This window comes from Serratia sp. Res13-Sevr-LER1-36-b, from assembly GCF_015673035.1.
Taxonomy (GTDB): domain Bacteria; phylum Pseudomonadota; class Gammaproteobacteria; order Enterobacterales; family Enterobacteriaceae; genus Chania; species Chania fonticola_C.
In genome coordinates this window covers 118,886-139,223 of sequence record NZ_JADACK010000013.1, presented here as the reverse complement: position 1 = coordinate 139,223, position 20,338 = coordinate 118,886, and the positions used below count along the sequence as shown (strand labels likewise).

The window sequence follows — 20,338 nt, the reverse complement described above, 5'->3', positions numbered from 1 at the left end:
GGGCGAATAAAGGGATATACTGGTTATTCCAGCGGCAAACAGACGTAAAATCCTATGAAATACGATACTTCCGAACTTTGCGATATCTATCAGGAAGAGGTCAACGTAGTTGAGCCTCTGTTCTCCAACTTTGGCGGGCGTACTTCATTTGGCGGGCAAATCACTACGGTGAAATGCTTCGAGGATAACGGCCTGCTGTTTGAACTGCTCGAAGAAAACGGCCGTGGCCGCGTGTTAGTGATCGACGGCGGCGGCTCGGTACGCCGTGCCCTGATCGACGCGGAGCTGGCCCGTCTGGCGACTCAGAACGAATGGGAAGGCATCGTGGTTTACGGTGCGGTGCGCCAGGTGGACGATCTGGAAGAACTGGACATCGGCATTCAGGCGATGGCAGCAATCCCGGTAGGAGCCACCAGCGAAGCGATAGGCGAAAGCGATATCCGCGTGAATTTTGGCGGTGTTACCTTCTTCTCTGGCGATCATCTCTATGCCGACAACACCGGCATCATCCTTTCTGAAGACCCGCTCGATATCGAGTAACCGCAGAAAATGACAAAGGGCGCCTGAGGCGCCCTTTTCGTTGGTGCTAATGGATCAGACTTCTTCCATTTTACCCAGCAAAGCGCGCAGGCGATCTTGCCACACGTGCTGCTCTTCTTTCAGCTGCTGGTTTTCACGGACCAGTGACTCGTGGTTACCCGCAGCGCTCTGAACTTCCTGAGACAGGGAATTGTTTTTCTCTTTCAGCTCTTCAATTTCCATCTGCAACAGCGTGATGGTATCGATCGCCTGCTGAACTTTTGCTTCCAGTTTTTCAAATACTTCAAATGACATTCTTCAGTCCCCTCATGATAGCAAGGCGTACATCCATAAGTAGCGCCGCAACCTTAGCTGCAGCGACTGCGAATATGCTCGCGTAACCAACAGGCCCAGCGCCTGTCTCGATAAAACCTTTCCCGCAATAAAAACGATTGTAAGTAGCCAGCCCCCCAGTGTCTAGCAACATACCGACCCAACGCGCACTCTGTTGCAATTTTCCTACCCTGGCTATCGGTCAAAGCTGAAAGTCGCCGCTGCCCAACGGCAGGGTTGTTAACAAATAGAGACAAAATAACTGGTCAGATCACCGTTTTATGGCGCAGAAAGAACACCGAACAACGCGAATTCGCTCAATTTTATGACGAAGTACACACATTTTGATTTCGCTATTTCTCGTTTATGCTCGTTAACGATAAATTTACATCACATCCTCAACCGATAAGAGGACGTGAAGAAAAACTCTGTAGCTCAAGGCCAAAACGCCAACGCGCCAAGCCTAGATAACCTATAACCGTCGTCTGCAGGACAATAATATTATGAGCCAAACCATCAGTCCGACCTTAAAAGGCCAGTGCATCGCTGAATTCCTCGGCACCGGTCTGTTGATTTTCTTTGGCGTAGGCTGTGTTGCAGCGCTGAAACTGGCAGGTGCCAGCTTCGGCCAATGGGAAATCAGCATCATTTGGGGCCTGGGGGTGGCGATGGCCATCTATCTGACCGCCGCCATTTCCGGTGCTCACCTGAACCCGGCCGTCACGCTCGCGCTGTGGCTGTTCGCCTGCTTTGATGGACGCAAAGTACTCCCTTACATCGTTGCGCAGATTGCGGGTGCCTTTTGCGCGGCAGCACTGGTCTACGGGCTGTATTACAGTCTGTTCTTCGATTTTGAAGCCGCCCACCAGATGGTGCGTGGCAGCAACGAAAGCCTCGAATTGGCCGGCATTTTCTCGACCTATCCCAACGCGCATATCTCCGTTGGCCAGGCCTTCCTGGTAGAAACTGTGATCACCGCCATCCTGATGTGCCTGATCCTGGCGCTGACCGACGACGGCAACGGCATTCCACGCGGCCCGCTGGCACCGCTGTTGATCGGTATTCTGATTGCCGTCATCGGTGCCTCTATGGGACCATTAACCGGCTTTGCACTGAACCCGGCGCGTGACTTTGGCCCGAAAGTGTTCGCCTATCTGGCAGGCTGGGGCAACGTGGCCTTCACCGGCGCTCGCGACATCCCTTACTTCCTGGTGCCTATCTTCGGCCCTATCGTCGGTGCAGGTTTGGGCGCCTTTGGTTATCGTGCGCTGATCGGTCGCCATCTGCCTTGTGACGTTTGCTTCGAGGAAGAGCAACCCGCCCCTAAACCAGAACAACGTAAAGCGTGATTGGCACGGCTTTAAACGGTTAACTACAGTAGGACTCAAAATTATGACAACCGAAAAAAAATACATTGTCGCCCTCGACCAGGGAACCACCAGTTCGCGTGCCGTAGTGCTCGATCACGATGCCAATATTGTTGCGGTTTCACAGCGTGAATTTACGCAGATCTATCCGAAGGCCGGCTGGGTAGAACACGACCCGATGGAAATCTGGTCCTCACAAAGTTCCACCTTGGTCGAAGTGCTGGCCAAGGCCGATATCAGTTCTGATCAAATCGCCGGGATCGGCATTACCAACCAGCGTGAAACCACCATCGTCTGGGAAAAAGAGACCGGTAAGCCTATTTATAACGCGATCGTCTGGCAGTGCCGTCGCACCGCCGACATCTGTGAAAAGCTCAAGCGTGATGGCCTGGAAGAGTATATCCGCCACAATACCGGCCTGGTGGTTGACCCTTACTTCTCCGGTACCAAGGTCAAATGGATCCTCGACCACGTCGAAGGCGCGCGCGAACGTGCCAAGCGCGGTGAACTGCTGTTTGGTACCGTCGACACCTGGCTGGTGTGGAAGATGACCCAAGGGCGGGTTCACGTGACCGACTACACCAACGCCTCGCGTACCATGATGTTCAACATCCACGAGCTGGACTGGGACGATCGTATGCTGGAAGCGCTGGATATCCCACGCGCCATGCTGCCAAAAGTCCGTCCTTCTTCCGAAGTGTATGGCCAGACCAACATCGGGGGTAAAGGCGGGACACGTATTCCTATCGCCGGGATCGCCGGTGACCAGCAGGCGGCGCTGTATGGCCAACTCTGCGTCCAGCCGGGTATGGCGAAAAACACCTACGGCACCGGCTGCTTCCTGTTGATGAATACCGGCAAAGAAGCAGTGCGTTCCAACCACGGCCTGCTGACCACCATCGCCTGCGGCCCACGTGGGGAAGTTAACTATGCGCTGGAAGGTGCGGTGTTTATCGGCGGTGCCTCTATCCAGTGGCTGCGCGACGAGCTGAAACTGATCAGCGATGCCGCCGACTCCGAATACTTCGCCACCAAGGTCAAAGACAGCAATGGCGTCTACGTGGTACCCGCCTTTACCGGCCTGGGTGCCCCCTACTGGGACCCGTATGCCCGTGGCGCCATCTTCGGCCTGACCCGCGGCGTCAACAGCAACCACATCATCCGCGCCACGCTGGAGTCTATCGCCTACCAGACACGCGACGTGCTGGATGCCATGCAGGCCGATGCCAATACCCGCCTGCAATCGCTGCGTGTGGACGGTGGTGCGGTAGCCAACAACTTCCTGATGCAGTTCCAGTCCGATATCCTCGGTACCCGTGTCGAGCGTCCTGAGGTGCGTGAAGTGACAGCATTGGGCGCGGCCTATCTGGCCGGGCTGGCGATTGGCTACTGGAGCGATCTGGATGAGTTGAAGAGCAAAGCTGCCATCGAACGTGAATTCCGTCCGGGTATCGAAACTACCGAGCGTAACTTCCGCTACAGCGGCTGGAAAAAGGCCGTGGCTCGTGCGCAGGCCTGGGAAGATCACGACTGATACGTATTACCCTGCAACAGCGCTGCCTACGGGCAGCGTTTTTTTTTGCCTCGCCCTGCCGCCTCCCCACTGTGGTAAACTTTGCCGATATTTTCTTCCCTTTTCCCACTGACAGGTTTGCCATGAAACGTGAATTAGCCATCGAATTTTCCCGCGTTACCGAAGCCGCCGCACTTGCGGGTTATAAATGGTTGGGACGCGGCGACAAAAACGCCGCTGACGGTGCCGCCGTCAATGCCATGCGCATTATGCTCAACAGGGTGGATATCGATGGCCGGATCGTGATCGGTGAAGGTGAGATTGATGAAGCCCCGATGCTGTATATCGGCGAAAACGTCGGCACCGGGCTGGGCGATGCGGTGGATATCGCCGTCGATCCCATCGAAGGCACGCGCATGACCGCAATGGGACAATCCAATGCGCTGGCGGTCCTGGCGGTAGGCGATCGCGGCACCTTCCTGCACGCTCCTGATATGTACATGGAAAAACTGGTCGTCGGCCCGCAGGCGCGTGGGGTGATCGATCTCAACTTGCCGCTAGCCACCAACCTGAACAACATCGCGGCCCGGCTAGGTAAGCCACTGACTGAGCTAACGGTGATCACGTTGGCTAAACCGCGCCACGATGCAGTGATCGCAGAAATGCAGCAGCTCGGAGTGAAGGTTTTCGCTATTCCCGACGGTGATGTCGCCGCGTCGATCCTGACCTGTATGCCGGAAAGCGAAGTGGATGTGATGTACGGCATCGGTGGCGCACCGGAAGGCGTGATCTCCGCTGCGGTGATCCGTGCGCTGGATGGCGATATGCAAGCCCGCCTGCTGGCTCGTCATCAGGTCAAAGGGGATAACGAAGATAATCGCCGTATCGGCGAGCAGGAGCTGGCCCGCTGTAAAGAAATGGGCATCGAAGCCGGTAAGGTGTTGGTGCTGGATGAAATGGCGCGCAACGATAACGTGATCTTTGCCGCGACGGGCATCACCAAGGGCGATCTGCTGGAGGGCATCAGCCGCAAAGGTAATATTGCCACCACCGAAACCCTGTTAATCCGGGGTAAATCGCGCACTATCCGCCGCATCCGTTCGACCCACTATCTGGATCGCAAAGACGCAGCGCTGCACGAATTCCTGCTTTAACGCCTAGGGGGCGCAGAGCGCGCCCCGTCTCTATCAGGCGGTATGTCCCTGATGCTGCATACGGCTCGATAGCGGCCACCAGCACAGCAAAATCAGCAACGCCATGGCAAACATCAGCAAGCCAAGGCTGAACTGCCCAGTTTGCGGCAGCATGGCTGACAGCCAGGTCGCCAGGCCAGACCCCATATTCTGCATACCACCCACCAGGGCACCCGCCGCCCCGGCCAGGTAAGGGAATGGCTCCATCGCACCGGTGGTCGCCAGGGGGAAGAGCATCCCGGCACCAAAGAAGAACAACGCCGCAGGCACGATCAGCGTCCAGATATTCATTACCCCGAACCAGCCAGGGATCCACATCATCAGCCCAGCCAACAGGCAACTGATCACCGAATGCCACATCAGGCTGTGGAAGGTTTTTCCGTCACGCCCGGCATACCAGGCACCAAAGAACGCTGCCGGGATCGGCAGGATAAACAGGATACTGACGGTCAACCCGCTCAGGCCCAACACTCCCCCCATCAACACGCCACAGCTGGCTTCAAAGACGGCAATGCCAGCCAGAGCACCGATCAACATCACCAGATAACAGCTGAAAGTGCCATCCGCCAGCAGTTGGCGGAAGCTGGAGAACATGCGGCGTTTTTCCGTCTGCTGCGGCCGGGTTTCCGGCAACCAACGGAACATGGCAAACGCTACACCGGCGCACAACACCAGCAGGAAGCCATAACAAGCCCGCCAGCCAAACATCATCGCCAATCCCCCGCCAATCACCGGAGCCAACAGCGGGCTGACCAGTATGCCCATATTCAACAGGCTATTGGCATAACGTAATGAAGTACCTGCATACAGATCGCGCGGCATGGTTCTAGCCATCACGCCCGCCACGCCGGTGCCCATCCCTTGAACCGCGCTGGCAGCCACCAACATCGATAGGCTGTTTGCCAGCAAAGCGCCCAAGGCACCGAGCAGGAAAATCATCATGCCAGCCAGGATCACCGGGCGGCGGCCAATGCGATCGGAAAGCGGCCCGTAGATCAATTGCGAGAAGCCATAGGTCAACAGATAAGCCGCCATAACGCGCTGCACGGCGCCGGAGGGCACCGAGAGATCGCGGGCAATATCGGCGATAATCGGCACATAAATGGTTTGTGCCATCTGACCGACGGCAACCAGCAGGATCAGCATCACCAGCAGGTGGAAGTTCTCAACTTTTCTCATTATCTTCATTAACTTATTCAGTCTTACGACACTCAACCCCGCCCAATACACCAGGGGGGAACCACAGAGCAGCTTCTCAGCGTCGCATAAGCTAACAAATCTGATTTTTTTAGCGAGTTTCGGGCAAATATAGATCGCCGTCACACTGGCACCTATCGCTACCAGTCTCGTAAATCAAACTGTACGTATCTGTTGTCATAACGGGAAAGAGTTAAAAATGATAAACTTGCATCAGATTAGCTTTAACACTTAATCGATAATTATTTCCATCAACTTGAAATAAGATACCGCCACAGGGATTTGGGTTTTATGAAAACACCAGAGCTGATTTTATTGCAGTTAAAAACCTTGGGTCCTCATTCTGCCAAAATGCTGGCAGAGCGGCTGGAAATCACGCCGATGGGGATCCGCCAGCATCTGCAATCCCTTGAACAACGTGAGCTGGTTTGCTACGAGGAAACGCGCGCCAAAGTAGGCCGCCCGACGCGTTACTGGTCTTTGACCCAACAGGGCCATGCCCAGTTTGCCGACGGACACGATCGGCTTTCGGCGATCCTGCTGGAGTCAGCACATGAGCTGTTCGGTGCCGAAGGCATAGAAAAGCTGATCCGTGCTCGCGAGGATAAACTCTATCACCGGTACGCCGATGAGCTGGCAGAGGAAGAAGACCATCTCAGCAAGCTCAACCGCCTGGTTAACCTACGCCAGCGTGACGGCTACATGGCGGAACTGTTGGAAAGCCCGCAGGGAATGTTGCTGGTGGAAAACCACTGTCCGATCGGCGTGGCGGCCCATACTTGCAGCAACCTGTGCAACTCCGAACTGCAGCTGTTCCATCGCCTGTTTGGTAAAGGCTACCGGATAGAACGTACCGCGCATGCCATCTCCGGCTCACGACATTGTGCTTATTTGATCCGACCACGGGAGCGTTAAAAGTATGGCTGAATGGGTTAATGGCAAAGTGACAGGGGTACAACATTGGACCGATGGCTTGTTCAGCATCACGGTCAATGCCCCGATCGACAGTTTCACCGCCGGGCAGTTTGCCAAGCTGTCACTAGAAATAGGCGGAGAGCGCGTTCAGCGCGCCTATTCTTATGTTAATGCCCCCAGCGATCCTAACCTGGAGTTTTATCTGGTCACAGTGCCAGAAGGAAAACTCAGCCCAAGCCTCCATCAGTTGCAGCCCGGAGCGGAGGTGATGGTCACCAAAGAAGCCGCCGGATTCTTTGTGCTCGAAGAAGTGCCAGACTGCGACACCTTATGGATGCTGGCGACCGGCACCGCCATCGGCCCTTATCTGTCGATCCTGCAAGAAGGCAAAGATCTGGATCGCTTCAACAACCTTGTACTGGTGCACGCCGCACGATTTGCCCGCGATCTCAGCTACCTGCCGCTGATGCAGCAGCTGCAACAGCGTTTTAACGGCAAACTACGCATTCAAACCGTGGTCAGCCGCGAAGAGGTGGCTGGCTCATTGACCGGGCGCGTTCCGGCTCTGCTGGAGGACGGGCGGCTGGAAGCGGCGGTTGGTTTGACCTTGGATGCCGAAACCAGCCATGTGATGCTGTGCGGCAACCCGCAGATGGTGCGAGATACCCAGCAAACGCTGAAAGAGAAATATCAGATGCGCAAACATCTGCGCCGCAAGCCGGGCCATATCACCAGCGAGCATTACTGGTAGTTCAGCGGAATTTTACCGGTTCGGCCTCTGGCCCGAATCGGTTATCCCCTGGGGTGCCAAGAAAAGCCCCCAGATCGATCGCCATCATCACCACAATCAGCGTCGGAATAAAACGCCCCACGCCCCACTGCCAGACCGGCGCCAACATCTGCCAGTTACCAGCCGCCAATATCCACGCCAGGATCAACAGCAACGCCCACCAGCCCTTTTTATTACGATCGTGCAGGCGCTTGACCAGCACCGCCGCCGTTGGCCACAGCAGCGCCACGATACAAAAGGCGATGGTTTGGATCGCCACCACATCGTAGTTGGCCAGCGTGAAAGCCACCGCCATCAGCACCACCCAGACTGCCATCCAGATCCAGAAGTCGCGCCGCCCGATGCGGCCCTTAAAGGAAAAACACCATTGCTGTAAGCTCATCGATTCATGCACTCTTGGCCTGCCCATATTCTGCGCCGCAGTGTAACATAGGCCATACCGGGTTGAGCTAGCCCCGGCAAAACGCAGACCATCGCACCGCCTTGCGTCAGCAAACGACAATCACGAGGAATTTTTGACAATTCACCCAGGTTATCGTTTTAATCGGAGTCATCTTTGTTACCGATGCCGTATACCATGCTGAAAAAAATCATCGTTATAGCCTGCCTGTATTTCCCTATCGGCAGTGCTTGGGCCGATCCACCGGATACGCCTACCGAAGCTCCGGCGAACGCGCCCTATTTACTGGCTGGCGCGCCCACCTTCGATCTGACGGTGGTGCAATTTCGCGAAAAATACAACCGCGACAACCCAACGCTGCCAATTGGTGAGTTTCGCGTCGTCCCCTCCAGAGAGGATGACTCTCCTTTGCTGACCCGCGCGGCCAGCAAGATTAACGAAAACCTGTACGCCTCTACCGCGCTGGAAAAAGGCACCGGTAAGATTAAAACCATGCAAATTACCCATTTGCTGTTGCAGGATGGCGAAGAAAAAGCGGCCAAAGCCATTGCGGTGAACTACATGGCGGCCCTGAGCCGTCAGTTTGAACCGGCACTCACCGTGGAAGAAAGCATCATCAAGGTGAACAACCTGCTGGAAAAAGGCAAAGGTTCCTACTTCTACCAGCAACAGGTCGGGGCAATACGCTATGTGGTGGCAGATAACGGCGATAAGGGGATAACCTTCGCCGTTGAACCGATTAAGCTAACGCTATCTGAACCCTGATACCCCAGCAATTAATGACAAAAAGCAAAGCCTTTGCACTGATTCATCTCTATACTGTTGGGCAGGTAAACTGCCTGTCCGGCAGTTGTCATTTAGACTCTCGCGTCCCCTTTTTGGAGGAAAACACATGCGTCATCCATTAGTAATGGGTAACTGGAAGCTTAACGGCAGCGTTCACATGGTTAACGAACTGATCGCCGCCTTGCGTAAAGAACTGAGCAGCGTTGACGGTTGTGGCGTTGCCATCGCACCTCCAGTCATGTATCTGGATCTGGCCAAGCACGAACTGGGTGGCAGCCGCATCGCTCTGGGCGCACAGAACGTCGACATCAACCTGTCTGGCGCCTTCACCGGTGAAGTTTCTGCCACCATGCTCAAAGACGTCGGTGCTGAATACATCATCATCGGCCACTCAGAGCGCCGTACCTATCACAAAGAAACCGACGCAGCGATCGCAGAGAAATTTGCCGTGCTGAAAGCCGCTGGCCTGATCCCAGTGCTGTGCATCGGTGAAACCGAAGCAGAAAACGAAGCGGGTAAAACCGAAGAAGTTTGTGCGCGCCAGATCGACGCCGTGCTGAAAACCCAGGGCGCTGAAGCGTTCAAAGGCACCGTCATCGCTTATGAGCCAGTGTGGGCTATCGGTACCGGTAAATCTGCCACCCCAGCGCAAGCTCAGGCAGTGCACAAATTTATCCGTGACCACATCGCCAAGCAAGACGCTGCGGTAGCAGCCGAAGTGATCATCCAGTACGGCGGCTCCGTGAACGATAAAAACGCCGCAGAGCTGTTTGCTCAGCCAGACATCGACGGCGCGCTGGTTGGCGGCGCATCACTGAAAGCAGACGCTTTCGCCGTGATCGTCAAAGCCGCTGCCCAAGCGAAAAAAGCCTGATTTCATCCGGCCTGAAATAACAAAACCCCGGTTTTCCGGGGTTTTTTATAGCCAAAAATTGGCGATCAGCGCTTGCTGATTTCGTCAAAGATCCCGCCGGTAGCAAAGTGCACCTTCTGCGCTTCAGTCCAACCGCCAAAAGTATCATCCACGGTGAACAGCTTCAGTTTTGGGAACTGCTCGGCGAATTTGGCTGCAACGGCTGCATCACGCGGACGGTAGTAGTTGTTGGCCGCAATGGTCTGACCTTCCGGGGAATACAGATACTTCAGATAAGCCGTGGCCACATCACGGGTGCCGCGTTTATCAACGACCTTGTCCACCACCGATACCGTCGGTTCGGCCAGAATGGATTCGCTCGGAGTAATGATTTCAAATTTGTCTTTACCCAGCTCTTTCTCTGCCAGCAAGGCTTCGTTTTCCCAAGCGATCAGCACATCACCGATACCGCGCTCAACGAAGGTATTGGTTGCGCCACGTGCGCCGGAATCCAGCACTTCCACATTGCGGTACAGCTCTTTAACGAACTCCTGAGCCTTGGCTTTATCACCACCGTTTTGGTGCAGAGCATAACCCCAGGCAGCCAGATAGTTCCAACGGGCACCGCCAGAGGTTTTCGGGTTCGGTGTAATAACCGACACGCCGGGCTTCACCAGATCAGCCCAATCATGGATCTGTTTTGGGTTACCTTTACGCACCAGGAAAACGATGGTTGAGGTATAAGGTGCTGAGTTGTCTGGCAGGCGCTTGATCCACGCTTTATCAATACGACCACGTTCGGCAATCGCGTCCACGTCGTATGCCAGCGCCAGCGTGACCACATCCGCCTCGATGCCGTTAATCACCGAGGTCGCCTGCTTGCCGGAACCGCCGTGTGACTGACGCACGGTAACCTTATCGCCGGTCTGCTGCTGCCAATACTGACCAAACGCCGTGTTATATTCCTGGTAGAACTCACGCGTTGGATCGTATGAGACGTTCAGCAATTGAATATCTTTCGCCATGGCACCCGATGCCAACAGCAGTAAAGTCAGACCCACACCCCATTTTTGCATTGCCGTTCCCCCAGAAAATGACGCAACCTCAAACGGTTGATTTAGCATCAAAGCCTGCCAGAAACTTCCCTCACAATTAAAGAATAAAAAATGTGGTACTAGACCATTCTGGAATATAGCGGCTACAGGCAAAAAAAAGCCTCCAAAATGGAGGCTCCAGATTGATAACCAAGTGGAATGGCATCAGGGGCAGATTAGTACAGCTTTTTCGCCGTTTCCAACCAGTCACCTTTGAACGGACGCTTCATGTTTTCGATCGCGTCAACGATGTCATGGTGCACCATCTTCTCGTTCTGGATCCCTACGCAGCGGCCACCGTAACCTTGCAGCAGCAGGTCGATGGAGTACGCGCCCATGCGGGAAGCCAGAATACGGTCGTAGGCAACCGGTGAACCACCACGCTGGATGTGGCCCAATACGGTAGCACGGGTTTCACGCTTGGTTTCCTGCTCGATATGGCGCGCCAGTTCGTCGATATCACAGATATGCTCGGTGATCGCCACGATGGCGTGCTTTTTACCTTTGGCGATACCGGCTTTGATTTCATTAACCAGATCGTCACGGCTGAATTCGATTTCCGGCAGGACGATAAATTCACAACCGCCGGCAATGGCCGCCGCCAGGGTCAGGTCGCCACAGTAACGCCCCATCACTTCCACGATAGAGATGCGTTGGTGTGATGAAGAGGTATCGCGCAGGCGGTCAATTGCTTCAACCACGGTTTCCAACGCGGTGAAGTAACCGATGGTGTAGTCGGTGCCTGCAACGTCGTTATCGATGGTGCCAGGCAAACCGATGCATGGGAAACCCTCTTCAGTCAGGCGCTTCGCCCCCATATAGGAGCCGTCACCGCCGATGACCACCAGCGCATCAATGCCGCGGTTTTTCAGGTTTTCAATCGCCTTGGCGCGCACGCTGTCATCCCTGAACTCTGGAAAACGCGCAGAACCCAGGAAGGTACCGCCACGATTGATCATATCAGATACGCTATAGCGGTCTAATTGCTCCATGCGATCTTCGTACAAACCAAGGTAGCCATCGTAAATACCAAATACTTCCAGACCTTCTGTGAGCGCAGCACGCACAACGCCACGAATGGCAGCGTTCATACCTGGGGCGTCACCGCCACTCGTCAGTACACCGATTTTCTTGATCATGACTACCTCTGAACTGTAGATGCAATTTCTTAAGAATTCTGTATTCGCCGACTCACCGGGTATCTCTCCAACGGCGCAAAACCAGCTTTACGGCTTTTATTGCTGGATATTATAACAAAAACACCCAGCTGAATTGATTCAGGTCACGCAACATCAAGGAAAAAACTTCACATGGCACGGCGTGCTAACACCGTGATTTCTCAATCCACCCAACATTGACCTATGTCTGTTGATTATAGTTCCCAATGCCCCTGTCGGCCCTGAGGAACAACAGAACAGGGATCCTGGTGAATTATCACGTCGGCCCCAGGGAAACGATGCAACAATGCCTGCTCCACCTGTTCTGCCAGAATATGCGCCTGCATCAACGGCAGGGTGTCTTCCATTTCCAAATGCAACTGGATAAACCGCGTTGGCCCAGACTGCCGCGTACGCAGATCGTGCGCACCTTTCACACCCGGCCACGACGATACCACATCGATAATTGCCTGACGCTCTTCATCCGGCAAGGCGCGATCCAGCAGGGACTGCACCGCCTCGTATCCCATACGCAGCGCGCTGTAGAGAATATAAACCCCAATGCCCAGGGCAAACAGCGCGTCCGCACGGTGAAATCCGTACCAGCTTAGCCCAAGTGCTATCAAAATAGCACCATTCATCATCACATCTGACTGATAATGCAGCATATCGGCCCGTACCGCCTGGCTGCGTGTTTTTCTGACCACCCAGCGCTGATAGGTCACCAGGATGAGAGTGCTAATCAACGCAATGATGGTCACTGCTATCCCTATACCCGGCGAATTCAGGGGCTGCGGGGAATACAGATGCTGGAAGCCGGTCAAGAACAGGAACAGGGCAGAACCGGAGATAAACATGCTTTGCGCCAGCGCCGCCAGCGACTCGGCCTTGCCATGGCCAAAGGTGTGCTCTTCATCAGCCGGCTGCAACGAGTAGCGCACCACCAGCAGGTTGGTTAACGATGCGGCAATATCCACCAACGAATCCACTAAAGCTGCCAACAGGCTGACCGATCCAGTGAGATACCAGGCAACGATCTTGATCAACAGGAGAACGGAGGCCATTCCGGTGGCGGCTAAAGCAGCGGACTGCACCAGCCGCGCATATTGCTGTTCCATAAAAAACCCCAACCAAAGTTTATGGGCTTTAGTATAACGGAATGCGGGGTAAAAAAAGTCCCGCCATCATGGCGGGATGCTTGTCAGCTAAGCAAAAAAATCTGGCAAAACGTGCAGTAATGTCGCTCTCCCTAGATAAGTATTCATAAGGTATCCAGGTTAGAAGGCGCGTCCACAGAGTGTCCACACTCAACGGTTTTTGAAAATCCGCAGCCTTCTAGAATAGATTTAATTCATTGTTTTTTAAGTGAATTTATTTTATGGAAATAAAAAAAACCCCCTCATCATGAGGGGGAAGACAGGGATGGTGTCTATGGCAAGGAAAAACAGGGGATTACTCAGTCATACTCAACTTCTGGGCAGAAGTTTGCTGCAAACCAGAAATCTGTTGCTTCATCAGCTGCACACGCTGCTGATGCTTCTGGTCTAAAACACTTTTTTGCTCTGGCGTCAGCAGGTTATACATTTGGTTGCGTACCCGGGCCATTTCGACCTGGCGCTTAACCTGTTCCTGAGCCATTTTTTCCGCCTGGGCCTGCACGGCGGCTTCATCAAATTTATCTGCGGTGACCAGCTTATGCATGGTTTCCACTTCGTCTACATTAACACCAGGCAGATCGTAACGGGCCTGGCGCATCAAATCGCGCATTTGCTGGCGTTGCTGTTCGGTCAAGCGAACGCCGTCGAACATGTGATTCTGGCCAAGCGCTCTCAACAGTGCATCATTAGCAGGAGGTTGGACAGTTTCCGGTGTAGTATCAGCAGCAAAGGCAACGGTAGAACCTAATGCCAAAATTGATGCCATAACTACTGCGGTCACCTTAACCATTTTTACTCCTCGAGCTTTCTCACTTTGCGAATCAACGAGGAGCAGTGTATCGCTGCACCTGCAAACATGCGTCAGGGCATGTAAAACTACGTAAAGTCATGGAATAGCAACAGTTGATGACGTATTTTGCGTCAGGAGGTAAATCACATATGCACAAAATTCTGTTAGTTGACGACGACCGCGAGCTCACCTCGCTACTGAAAGAACTGCTTGAAATGGAAGGCTTTAACATCGTCGTGGCTCACGACGGTGAACAGGCGTTGTCGTTACTGGACAGCTCCATCGATCTGCTGTTGCTCGATATCATGATGCCGAAGAAAAACGGTATCGATACGCTGAAAGAATTGCGCCAGCACCACCAGACGCCGGTGATCATGCTAACCGCTCGCGGCAGCGAATTGGACCGGGTCCTTGGCCTGGAACTGGGTGCGGACGACTATCTGGCAAAACCCTTTAACGATCGCGAACTGGTTGCCCGCATCCGGGCCATTCTGCGCCGTTCCAACTGGAGCGAACAGCAGCAGAATGTGGATACCAGCGCACCTACGCTGGACGTTGACGGCCTGCAACTGAACCCCGGCCGCCAGGAAGCCAGCTTCGATGGGCAAGTGCTGGATCTGACAGGCACCGAATTTACCCTGCTATATTTGCTGGCACAGCATCTCGGCCAGGTAGTGTCTCGTGAACTCCTCAGCCAGGAAGTGCTGGGCAAACGCCTGACGCCGTTCGATCGCGCCATTGATATGCATATCTCCAACCTGCGGCGCAAACTGCCGGACCGCAAAGATGGGCATCCTTGGTTCAAAACCCTGCGCGGACGGGGCTATCTGATGGTATCTGCAGCATGATCAACAGCTTGACGGCACGCATCTTCGCCATTTTCTGGTTCACATTGGCCCTGGTGCTGATGTTGGTGTTGATGGTGCCCAAACTCGACTCCCGCCAAATGACCACGCTGCTGGAAAGCGAACAGCGGCAGGGGTTGATGCTGGAACAGCATGTCGAAGCCGAACTGCAAAACGATCCGGCCAACGACCTGATGTGGTGGCGCCGCCTGTTCCGCGCCATCGAAAAATGGGCACCGCCGGGCCAGCGCCTGTTGTTGGTGACCAGCGAAGGGCGAGTGATCGGCGCGCAGCGCAACGAAATGCAGATCGTGCGTAACTTTATCGGCCAGTCGGACAACTCCGACCAACCGCAAAAGAAAAAATATGGCCGCGTCGAGCTGGTTGGCCCGTTCTCGGTGCGCGATGGTGAAGACAACTACCAGCTGTACCTGATCCGCCCGGCCAATAGCTCGCAGTCTGATTTTATCAACCTGATGTTCGACCGGCCGCTGTTGCTGCTGATCGTCACCATGTTGATCAGTGCCCCGCTGTTGCTGTGGCTTGCCTGGAGTCTGGCCAAACCGGCACGTAAGTTGAAAAACGCCGCCGATGATGTAGCACGTGGCAACCTTAAGCAACACCCTGAACTGGAAGCCGGGCCGCAGGAATTCCTTGCCACCGGGGCCAGTTTCAACCAGATGATCAGCGCGCTCGAAAGGATGATGACGGCCCAGCAACGGCTGATCTCCGATATCTCCCACGAATTGCGCACCCCGTTAACGCGTCTACAGCTGGCAACCGCCCTGATGCGCCGCCGCCACGGTGAAGGCCATGAACTGGCGCGTATCGAAACCGAAGCCCAACGGCTGGATTCGATGATTAACGATCTGCTGTTGCTATCCCGTGGCCAACAGAAAAGCGAGCTGGTGCGCGAACTGCTGAAGGCCAACGAACTGTGGGCCGACGTGCTGGACAACGCCAGTTTCGAAGCCGAACAGATGGGCAAACAGCTGGAGGTCACCTCCCCTCCTGGCCCATGGACGATTTACGGCAACGCAGGTGCCCTGGACAGTGCGCTGGAGAATATTGTGCGTAATGCCCTGCGTTATTCCAATACGCGCATCGCGGTGGCATTCAGCGCCGATAATCAGGGGATCACCATCGTGGTGGACGATGATGGCCCAGGCGTCAGCCCAGAAGATCGTGAACAGATTTTCCGGCCGTTCTACCGCACCGATGAAGCACGCGATCGTCAATCCGGCGGCACCGGGCTGGGCTTGGCCATCGTCGAATCCGCCGTCAATCAGCATCGCGGCTGGGTAAAAGCGGAAGACAGCCCGCTGGGTGGCCTGCGTCTGGTGTTGTGGTTGCCGCTGCATCAGCGTTAATCGCCAGCACCCAAAGATTTTGCTATTCTGCGCCCCTCGTCATGAGGGGCTTTTTACATGCTGAATATCGTTTTATTTGAACCTGAAATTCCGCCGAACACCGGCAACATCATTCGCCTGTGTGCCAACACCGGTTTCCAACTGCATCTGATCGAACCTATGGGCTTCCCGTGGGACGACAAACGCCTGCGCCGTGCCGGGTTGGATTATCATGAATTTGCCTGCATCAAGCGCCATGCCGACTATGCCGCCTTCCTCGCCAGCGAAAATCCACAGCGGCTGTTTGCCCTGACCACCAAAGGCACACCGGCGCATAGCGCTGTCAGCTATCAGGCTGGGGACTATCTGCTGTTTGGCCCGGAAACCCGTGGCCTGCCCGCCAGCATTCTGGATGCGTTGCCCGCACAGCAGAAGATCCGTATTCCCATGCAGGCCCAAAGCCGCAGCATGAATCTGTCCAATGCCGTCTCAGTGGTGGTTTACGAAGCCTGGCGCCAACTGGATTATGCGGGCGCACTGCTTAAAGAGTGACCCCTATTGGGCGATCGCCTGCCAGCCAGACATCGCCCGATCGCCGCCCTGCCAAATTTGTGATCGTCAACACCTGCACCCGCTGAATTTTGCCATGCTCTCCCGGCAACCGGCAGCCAACCGAAGGTTCCTTCCCTAGTGTCTCTTTAGACTCCCTGTTCATCCGTGGTCTCTGCGCTCTACGTCACCACGCCAACAACAACAAGGATAACAAGATGAACAACGCCATTCTGCTAGGGATACTCTGGCACCTGGTCGGGGCGGCCAGTGCGGCCTGCTTCTACGCGCCATTCAAACAGGTCAAAAACTGGTCTTGGGAAACCATGTGGTCGATCGGCGGTTTCGTTTCCTGGCTGATCCTGCCTTGGGCCATCAGCTATATGCTGCTGCCCGATTTTTGGCAGTATTACAGCTCATTCAGCGCCGCCACCCTGCTACCGGTGTTCCTGTTTGGTGCCATGTGGGGGATCGGTAATATCAACTATGGCCTGACCATGCGCTATCTCGGGATGTCGATGGGGATTGGTATCGCCATCGGCATCACGTTGATCATTGGCACATTGATGACACCGCTGTTGCAGGGCCGCTTTGAACTACTGTTCGGCACTGCAGGTGGCCGCCTGTCGCTGGTTGGGGTATTTGTAGCGTTGGTCGGCGTGGTGATCGTCAGCTATGCCGGTTTGCTGAAAGAGCGGGCCATGGGCATCCGCGCCGAGGAGTTCAGCCTCAAGAAGGGACTGGCGCTGGCGGTGATGTGCGGCATTTTCTCCGCCGGGATGTCCTTCGCCATGGACGCGGCCAAACCGATGCATGAAGCCGCCGGAGCACTGGGCATCGACCCGTTGTATGTTGCCCTGCCAAGCTATGTGGTGATTATGGGCGGCGGCGCGTTGATCAACCTGGGCTACTGCCTGATCCGCCTGGCCACCTTGAAAAATATCTCGGTGAAAGCCGATTTCTCACTGCCGAAAAAGCTGCTGGTCGCCAACGTGCTGTTCTCGATGCTGGCCGGGCTGATGTGGTATCTGCAATTCTTCTTCTACGCCTGGGGCCACGCCAAGATCCCGGCACAATACGACTACATGAGCTGGATGCTGCACATGAGTTTCTACGTACTGTGCGGCGGCATCGTCGGGCTACTGCTGAAAGAGTGGAAATGCGGGACCAGAAAGCCGGTGGCAGTGCTGTGCCTAGGTTGCCTGGTGATTATACTGGCTGCCAACATCGTTGGCTTGGGCATGGCATCTTGAGGAGCGAAAGATGAATAGTCCGTTGAATATTTTGCTGTTTGGTATCGGGCTTGACACTTACTGGCCGCAGTTTAACGGCCTTAAGCCCCGCCTTGAAGGTTACCTCGAACAGATCGCCGAACGCCTTTCCAGCGGCCATCGGGTTCAGCGTGGCGGGCTGGTGGATTCGGTCACTGCCGCCGATGCGTTGCTGGCAGAGGCTCGCCACCAGCCGGTAGACGTGGTGGTGCTTTACATCAGCACCTACGCGCTGAGTGCCACCGTATTACCGCTGGTGCAAGCCTTGGGTAAACCGGTGTTGGTATTAGCCTTGCAGCCAGAGGTCGGTTTGCCCTACCAGAAAATACGCGCCATGGCAGATCGCGGCGATCGCACCGGCGAATGGCTTGCCCATTGCCAGGCGTGTAGCGCTCCCGAATTGGCCAACGTGTTTAATCGCGCCGGGATCGAGTACCAACTGCTGGTGGGGGCATTACAGGGCGATCCGCAGGTCTGGCAGGAGTTGGACAACTGGCTGACCGCTTTCGCGTTGCGTAATGCGTTACGCACCACGCAGATCGGCCTGCTCGGCCACTATTACGACGGGATGATCGACGTCTACAGCAATCTGACCAACCTTTCCGCACGGCTTGGTGTGCGTTTCAAACCGCTGGAAATGTGCGAGCTGAACGCTCTGCGCCAACAAAGTACCACAGCGCAAATCCAGCTTAAGCGGGATGAAATGCACAACGCCTTTGTGGTGGACGAGCTCTGTTCAGAGGCCGAATTGCAACGCGCTGCGCATACCGCCTGCGCGCTGGATCGGCTGGTAGAACGGCATGGGCTAGGCGCAATGGCCTATTACTACGAAGGGCAAAACGGCAATGATTACGAGAATATCGTTACGTCGGTGATTGCAGGTAACACCCTGCTGACCCAAAAAGGCATCCCGGTCGCCGGTGAGTACGAAGTCAAAAACGCGATCGCCATGAAAATCCTCGCCCTGCTGGGAGCTGGTGGATCCTTCTCCGAACCTTACGGCATCGAATTCGAGGATGACGCTGTGCTATGGGGCCACGATGGGCCTGCGCATCCGCTGATGGCAGAGGGTGATGTACGCCTGGTGCCGCTGCCGGTGTATCACGGCAAGCCTGGATGTGGCGTTTCGATTCAGATGTCGGTGAAAAACGGCCCGGTCACCTTCTTGTCTGTGGTTGAGGAACGTAACGGCGACGTCGTGTTGCAGTATGCCGAAGGGCTTTCGGTGGCGGGGGAAACGCTGGATATCGGCAATACCAACAGCCGCTACCGTTTCAGCCTGGATGCCAGAACCTTTACCCGTGAGTGGTCATTGGCTGGCCCTGCCCACCACTGCGCTATCGGCATTGGCCACCAGGGCGATCAGTTGGAAAAGCTCGCTCAAGTGCTGCATATCCGCACGAACCGGATCGCCTAGCCTCTAGGCGATAAACCGTTGGCGATACTCGCGCGGGGTCATTCCGGCCTCGCGCGTGAACACTACGGAAAAATAGTTGCTGTCTTCAAACCCGCATCGGGCGGCAATATCGCTGATGCGGTATTCGCTGCGGCGTAGCAGACGCTTGGCCTGGCATAAACGGATCTGGCGCAGATAGTGGTTGATTGTCATGCCGGTTTGCTGGCGGAACAGCAGCTTCAGCGCCCGCTCGGTCAACTGATGCTGCTGACAAAAAGCCGGCAGATCAAAGTCGCCGTCGATGCCGCTCTGCAGCGCCGCCATCAACAAATCCAACTGTTCCCCGTCCGGCAACATATGCACGCAGTCCACCGCATAGCGATAGCGTTTGAGCACGATCGCCAATTGCAGCAACAAAGCCTCCGTCAACTGGATTGATAACGAATCGGTTTTACGGCTCTCCTGCGAAAGCTGGGCGATAATCGGCCGGGCCTGCGCCATGCCTTGGGTAGAGAGCCGCCAGTAGCGCTCGCTGGAGGTATCAAACGGCGGCAGCAGGCTTTCCCACTGGGCATTCAATCGCAGACGCTCTGGGCAATAGATGACGTTATCCAGCACCAGATCGTGTACCGACTCGTAGCTGTGGCAATCGCTGGCACGGATATAAAAAATATCCCCGCAGGTGATCCGGTAAGGGCGATCGTTCAGCACGTGTAGGCCATTGCCACGCCAAACGATCACAATCTCGCAAAACTGGTGAGTATGCGTGGCAAATCCCATCTGAGGATAGCGCTCCGCCACGGCCACCGGCATCTGTACCGAGGGCAGATAATCGCGGCTCTCTAACAGTAACGTCTCCCTCAT

21 protein-coding genes are annotated in these 20,338 nt (G+C 55.2%); 13 read left to right on the top strand and 8 right to left on the bottom strand.

The annotated features are described in order from the left end of the window. The first annotated feature begins 54 nt into the window (after window positions 1-54). Window positions 55-540 (top strand): ribonuclease E activity regulator RraA, encoded by a 486-nt coding sequence (gene rraA, locus IMQ33_RS08620; RefSeq protein ID WP_021181888.1) that lies wholly within the window; start codon window positions 55-57, stop codon window positions 538-540. A 54-nt stretch (window positions 541-594) separates the two neighbouring features. Here the strand turns inward: rraA and zapB are convergent, their stop codons facing one another. Beyond that, the gene (gene zapB / locus IMQ33_RS08615) at window positions 595-834 is read right to left on the bottom strand and encodes a septal ring assembly protein ZapB (RefSeq protein ID WP_021181887.1); all 240 of its coding nucleotides are present in this window, start codon (window positions 832-834) and stop codon (window positions 595-597) included. 521 nt (window positions 835-1,355) lie between these two features. Between zapB and IMQ33_RS08610 the strand changes: the two genes are divergently transcribed. The 3 genes from IMQ33_RS08610 (at window position 1,356) to glpX (ending at window position 4,886) form a co-directional block, all read left to right on the top strand. Continuing rightward, complete coding sequence (locus IMQ33_RS08610) at window positions 1,356-2,201, top strand: MIP/aquaporin family protein (RefSeq protein WP_059199388.1); 846 nt, start codon at window positions 1,356-1,358, stop codon at window positions 2,199-2,201. A 43-nt stretch (window positions 2,202-2,244) separates the two neighbouring features. Then, on the top strand, window positions 2,245-3,753 hold the full coding sequence (gene glpK, locus IMQ33_RS08605; RefSeq protein WP_065683797.1) for a glycerol kinase GlpK: 1,509 nt from the start codon (window positions 2,245-2,247) through the stop codon (window positions 3,751-3,753). Between the two features lie 122 nt (window positions 3,754-3,875). Continuing rightward, the gene (gene glpX, locus IMQ33_RS08600; protein WP_065683796.1) at window positions 3,876-4,886 is read left to right on the top strand and encodes a class II fructose-bisphosphatase; all 1,011 of its coding nucleotides are present in this window, start codon (window positions 3,876-3,878) and stop codon (window positions 4,884-4,886) included. 33 nt (window positions 4,887-4,919) lie between these two features. Here the strand turns inward: glpX and emrD are convergent, their stop codons facing one another. Next, a complete protein-coding gene (gene emrD, locus IMQ33_RS08595) occupies window positions 4,920-6,104 on the bottom strand; it encodes a multidrug efflux MFS transporter EmrD (RefSeq protein WP_065683795.1) in 1,185 nt (394 codons plus the stop codon). A 309-nt stretch (window positions 6,105-6,413) separates the two neighbouring features. Here emrD and IMQ33_RS08590 point away from each other — a divergent pair, with 309 nt between their 5' ends. Next, the gene (locus IMQ33_RS08590; RefSeq protein ID WP_021807227.1) at window positions 6,414-7,037 is read left to right on the top strand and encodes a metalloregulator ArsR/SmtB family transcription factor; all 624 of its coding nucleotides are present in this window, start codon (window positions 6,414-6,416) and stop codon (window positions 7,035-7,037) included. Window positions 7,038-7,041: 4 nt separating this feature from the next. After that, window positions 7,042-7,788 carry a ferredoxin--NADP(+) reductase gene (fpr, locus tag IMQ33_RS08585; RefSeq protein WP_021807228.1) on the top strand — a complete coding sequence of 249 codons (747 nt, stop codon included), beginning with the start codon at window positions 7,042-7,044 and terminating at the stop codon, window positions 7,786-7,788. A 1-nt stretch (window position 7,789) separates the two neighbouring features. Here the strand turns inward: fpr and IMQ33_RS08580 are convergent, their stop codons facing one another. Then, on the bottom strand, window positions 7,790-8,209 hold the full coding sequence (locus IMQ33_RS08580; RefSeq protein ID WP_021181880.1) for a DUF805 domain-containing protein: 420 nt from the start codon (window positions 8,207-8,209) through the stop codon (window positions 7,790-7,792). Window positions 8,210-8,404: 195 nt separating this feature from the next. Between IMQ33_RS08580 and IMQ33_RS08575 the strand changes: the two genes are divergently transcribed. Together IMQ33_RS08575 and tpiA are read left to right on the top strand one after the other, a co-directional pair. Continuing rightward, window positions 8,405-8,992, top strand: coding sequence for a DUF1454 family protein (locus IMQ33_RS08575; RefSeq protein WP_161711637.1), 588 nt, complete (start codon window positions 8,405-8,407; stop codon window positions 8,990-8,992). A 127-nt stretch (window positions 8,993-9,119) separates the two neighbouring features. Next, entirely contained in the window at window positions 9,120-9,887 is a 768-nt protein-coding gene (gene tpiA, locus IMQ33_RS08570) for a triose-phosphate isomerase (RefSeq protein WP_024482884.1), read from the top strand. A 65-nt stretch (window positions 9,888-9,952) separates the two neighbouring features. Here the strand turns inward: tpiA and IMQ33_RS08565 are convergent, their stop codons facing one another. From IMQ33_RS08565 to cpxP, 4 genes are all read right to left on the bottom strand, one after another. Beyond that, complete coding sequence (locus tag IMQ33_RS08565) at window positions 9,953-10,942, bottom strand: sulfate ABC transporter substrate-binding protein (RefSeq protein ID WP_065683793.1); 990 nt, start codon at window positions 10,940-10,942, stop codon at window positions 9,953-9,955. Between the two features lie 194 nt (window positions 10,943-11,136). Continuing rightward, entirely contained in the window at window positions 11,137-12,099 is a 963-nt protein-coding gene (gene pfkA / locus IMQ33_RS08560; protein ID WP_024527901.1) for a 6-phosphofructokinase, read from the bottom strand. Window positions 12,100-12,332: 233 nt separating this feature from the next. Then, window positions 12,333-13,235: a CDF family cation-efflux transporter FieF gene (fieF, locus tag IMQ33_RS08555; protein WP_065683792.1), complete on the bottom strand. Its 903-nt coding sequence runs from the start codon at window positions 13,233-13,235 to the stop codon at window positions 12,333-12,335. Between the two features lie 334 nt (window positions 13,236-13,569). Further along, window positions 13,570-14,064: a cell-envelope stress modulator CpxP gene (gene cpxP / locus IMQ33_RS08550; RefSeq protein ID WP_196061743.1), complete on the bottom strand. Its 495-nt coding sequence runs from the start codon at window positions 14,062-14,064 to the stop codon at window positions 13,570-13,572. A 149-nt stretch (window positions 14,065-14,213) separates the two neighbouring features. Here cpxP and cpxR point away from each other — a divergent pair, with 149 nt between their 5' ends. The 5 genes from cpxR (at window position 14,214) to IMQ33_RS08525 (ending at window position 19,495) form a co-directional block, all read left to right on the top strand. Next, window positions 14,214-14,912, top strand: a complete 699-nt coding sequence (cpxR, locus tag IMQ33_RS08545; protein ID WP_021181873.1) for an envelope stress response regulator transcription factor CpxR — start codon at window positions 14,214-14,216, stop codon at window positions 14,910-14,912. Then, window positions 14,909-16,279, top strand: a complete 1,371-nt coding sequence (gene cpxA / locus IMQ33_RS08540; protein ID WP_024482888.1) for an envelope stress sensor histidine kinase CpxA — start codon at window positions 14,909-14,911, stop codon at window positions 16,277-16,279. Before cpxR ends, cpxA begins: the two co-directional genes overlap by 4 nt. A 57-nt stretch (window positions 16,280-16,336) precedes the next feature. Continuing rightward, complete coding sequence (gene trmL, locus IMQ33_RS08535; RefSeq protein ID WP_098929443.1) at window positions 16,337-16,810, top strand: tRNA (uridine(34)/cytosine(34)/5-carboxymethylaminomethyluridine(34)-2'-O)-methyltransferase TrmL; 474 nt, start codon at window positions 16,337-16,339, stop codon at window positions 16,808-16,810. A gap of 215 nt (window positions 16,811-17,025) precedes the next feature. After that, on the top strand, window positions 17,026-18,060 hold the full coding sequence (gene rhaT / locus IMQ33_RS08530) for an L-rhamnose/proton symporter RhaT (RefSeq protein WP_196061742.1): 1,035 nt from the start codon (window positions 17,026-17,028) through the stop codon (window positions 18,058-18,060). A 10-nt stretch (window positions 18,061-18,070) separates the two neighbouring features. Next, the gene (locus tag IMQ33_RS08525) at window positions 18,071-19,495 is read left to right on the top strand and encodes an L-fucose/L-arabinose isomerase family protein (RefSeq protein ID WP_065683757.1); all 1,425 of its coding nucleotides are present in this window, start codon (window positions 18,071-18,073) and stop codon (window positions 19,493-19,495) included. Between the two features lie 3 nt (window positions 19,496-19,498). Here IMQ33_RS08525 and rhaR read toward each other — a convergent pair whose 3' ends face one another. Continuing rightward, window positions 19,499-20,338, bottom strand: coding sequence for an HTH-type transcriptional activator RhaR (rhaR, locus tag IMQ33_RS08520; RefSeq protein ID WP_071683737.1), 840 nt, complete (start codon window positions 20,336-20,338; stop codon window positions 19,499-19,501).